Here is a 3,471-nt window from a genome sequence, read left to right on the forward strand (position 1 = left end):
CCAACGGCGTCCCGTCGATCAGGAGCGCCGACGGCCGCTTCACCGCCAACTTCCACGGCATCCTGCAGTTCGACGCCGGCGAGTACAACCAGTCCAGCCTCGGCCCGATCACCACCGACCTGCGCCGCAGCGGGCCGGCGCTGGGCGCCTCGGCCTCCAATGTCGACCTGACCCATGCCCGCAAGCTGAAGGACGGCGACGACTTCCGCCGCGCCCGCATCGGCGTCGACGGCAAGGCCTTCGGCGACTGGGACTATAAGCTGATCTTCGACTTCGCCGGGTCGGGCGTCGAGGACGCCGGCCAGCTCTATGAGGGCTGGATCCAATATTCGGGCCTCAAGCCCGCCCACCTGCGCGTCGGCGCCTTTTCGCCGTCGATCGGGCTGGAGGACCAGGCCTCCACCAACGGCATGCCGCTCTTGGAACGCTCGGTGGTCGAGGACATCGCCCGCGGCTTCGTCGCCGGCGACACCCGCACCGCCGTCGAGCTCTGGGGTTCGGGCGACCACTGGCTGGCCTCCGCGGCCTTGACCGGCCGGGTCATCGGCGTGCTCAACACCGGAACGGCCACCGCCATGCCGCAAAGTTACGGCGATCAGCTCGGCTTTGTCGGCCGGCTGGCCGGCACGCCCGTCCATGGCGACGACTGGCTGGTCCACGTCGGCGTCCATGGCAGCTATCTGATCGATCCGCCCAATCTTACAGGCCCGACGGCCGCCGGGCTGGGCGTGGCGCCCAATGCCGAAGTCGTCGCCTTCTCCAACACGCCGGAGCTGCGCGTCGACGGAACCAAGCTGCTCAACACCGGCAATATCCCGGCCAAGCACGCCTCGACCACCGGCCTGGAATTCGCCGCGCAGAAGGCCAACTTCCTGTTCCAGACCGAGTACGACTATTTCACGGTCAACCGGACGGACGTCCCCTCGACGCCCACCTTCAGCGGCTATTATTTCGAGGGCGGCTGGGTGATCACCGGCGAGCCGCGCGTCTACAACAAGCAGACCGCCGCCTTCGACGCGCCGAACGTCGCCCATCCCTTCTCGTCCGATGGCGGTGGAACCGGCGCGTTCGAACTGGTGGCGCGCTATTCCGACATGGACCTGAACTACCACCAGGGCAGCGCGGGCGCCGCCCCGACGCCGACCGCCATCCGCGGCGGCGAGGAGCAGAACTTCACCCTGGGCCTGAACTGGTACCCCAACCAGTTCGTCAAGTTCATGCTCGATGTCTCCGAGGTGCAGATCCACCGCCTGTCGCCCTGCACCAACATCGGGGCCGGGGTGGCCAACACCTGCACCGGCACGGGTTCAACGGGCCTGTGGAACACCCCGGTCGGTTCGCAGATCGGCCAGAACTTCACCGACGTGGCGATCCGCTCGCAGTTCGCCTTCTAACCAACGAGGAAAAAGCCGCGATGACCGTCGACAGCAACACGCGCATCCCCACCCGGCGGGGGGTCTTCACCCTCGCCGCGGCGGGGGCGGCGGTCATCGCGGCGCCGTCCCTGCTTCCCGGTCGCGCCCGTGCGGCGGGGCCGATCAAGCTGCTCAATGTCAGCTACGACCCGACCCGCGAACTCTATCGCGACATCAACGCCGCCTATTCGGCCTTCTGGAAGGCGCACACCGGCCAGCAGCTGGACATCGACCTCAGCAATGGCGGCTCGGGCAAGCAGGCGCGGGCGGTGATCGACGGCCTGCAGGCCGACGTGGTCACTCTGGCCCTGGCCTATGACATCGACGCGATCGCGGCCCACGGCCATCTGCTGCCCGCCAACTGGCAGTCGCGCCTGCCGCAGAACTCGACGCCATATACCTCGACCATCGTCTTCGTGGTGCGCAAGGGCAATCCCTGGAAGATTCACGACTGGGGCGACCTGGTGCGGCCGGGCATCCAGGCGATCACGCCGAATCCGAAGACCTCGGGCGGGGCGCGCTGGAACTATCTGGCCGCCTGGGCCTGGGCCCTGAAGCAGCCCGGCGGCGCCGCCGCCTCGGCCCAGGCTTTCGTCCAGAAGCTCTATCACCAGGTCCCGGTGCTGGATTCCGGCGCGCGCGGCTCGACCACCACCTTCACCGAGCGCGGCATCGGCGACGTGCTGCTGGCCTGGGAGAACGACGCCCATCTGGCCCTGGCCGAACTGGGACCGGGCAAGGTCGAGATCGTCTATCCCTCCATGTCCATCCTGGCCGAGCCGCCAGTGGCCCTGGTCGACAAGGTGGTCGACCGCAAAGGCACCCGCGCCGTGGCCGAAGGCTATCTGAAGTTCCTGTACAGCCCGCTGGCCCAGGACCTGATCGGCAAGAACTTCTACCGGCCGCGCAATCCGCAATATGCGGCGAAATACGCCAAGCGGTTCCCGAACATCCCGATGGTCACCATCGCCAGCTTCGGCGGCTGGGCCAAGGCCCAGGCCACCCACTTCGCCGACGGCGGCGTCTTCGACCAGATCTACAAGCCGGGCTGACCTCCTCCCCCGGAAGAGCCCGAGACTGCCCCGGTTCCCCAGGCATGCGGAACCGGGGCTTTTTTATCCGCTCAAGCTCCCCCAGGCCGCCCTGAGAAGATGCGCACCTTCTCCCGCGAGGGGAGAAGGGACGCGTTGGCCGGCCTCGCTATCTTCTTCTACGCCGGCGGGGCGTGGGCCAGTCTGAGCAGGTTGGCGGCGCCCGGGGAGCCGAACGGGGTGCCGGCCAGGATCAGGACGCGGCCGTTGGGTGGGGCGAGGCCGAGCCTGGCCGCCAGGCTGGCGGCGCCTTTGGTCAGGTGGTCGAGGCCCTTGGGCTGCTCGGCCAGTCGCGGTTCCAGGCCCCACACCAGGGCCAGGCGGCGCGCCACTTTGATGTCGGCGGTCAGGGCCAGGACCGGCTGCAGCGGCCGCTCGCGCGCCAGCCTGAGCGCGGTGACCCCGGTGGTGGTGAAGACGGCCAGGCAGGCGGTGGAACCGGATTCCGCCGCGCGCCGGGCGGCGGCGACCAGGGCGTCGGCGTCCTCGTCCTCGACCCGGCCGTGCTCGGCGTCCATCAGGCCCGGCCAGTTGGGGTCGCGCTCCACGCGCTGGATGATCTTGCTCATCATCGCCGTCGCCTCGATCGGATAGAGGCCGACGGCGGTCTCGGCCGACATCATCAGGGCGTCGGCGCCCTCATAGACCGCATTGGCGACGTCCGAGGCTTCGGCGCGGGTCGGCGACGGCGAGCCGGTCATCGAGTCCAGCATCTGGGTGGCGATGATCACCGGCAGGCCGCGGTTGCGGGCGGCGCGCACGATGGTCTTCTGCGCCACCGGCACCTCCTCGGGCTCCAGCTCGACGCCCAGGTCGCCCCGCGCCACCATCACCGCGTCGCACTGGTCGAGGATGGCGGCGAGGTCCTTGAGCGCCGCCGGCTTTTCGATCTTGGCCAGCACCGCGGCCTGGCCGCGCACCAGGCGCCGGAGCTCGGCCATGTCCGCCGCCCGCTGCACGAAGGA

3 protein-coding genes are annotated in these 3,471 nt (G+C 69.2%); 2 read left to right on the forward strand and 1 reads right to left on the reverse strand.

Annotated elements, in window-relative coordinates; genetic code table 11:
- Together VGL85_RS20020 and VGL85_RS20025 are read left to right on the forward strand one after the other, a co-directional pair.
- Positions 1-1,394 (forward strand): OprO/OprP family phosphate-selective porin (locus tag VGL85_RS20020; RefSeq protein WP_331590781.1); only part of this gene is annotated, 1,394 nt, incomplete at its 5' end.
- Between the two features lie 20 nt (positions 1,395-1,414).
- Positions 1,415-2,467 carry a sulfate ABC transporter substrate-binding protein gene (locus tag VGL85_RS20025; protein ID WP_331590782.1) on the forward strand — a complete coding sequence of 351 codons (1,053 nt, stop codon included), beginning with the start codon at positions 1,415-1,417 and terminating at the stop codon, positions 2,465-2,467.
- Positions 2,468-2,625: 158 nt separating this feature from the next.
- Here the strand turns inward: VGL85_RS20025 and VGL85_RS20030 are convergent.
- A partial coding sequence (locus tag VGL85_RS20030; RefSeq protein ID WP_331590783.1) for a pyruvate kinase occupies positions 2,626-3,471 on the reverse strand: 846 nt, incomplete at its 5' end.

The organism is Phenylobacterium sp., from assembly GCF_036501465.1.
GTDB lineage: Bacteria > Pseudomonadota > Alphaproteobacteria > Caulobacterales > Caulobacteraceae > Phenylobacterium.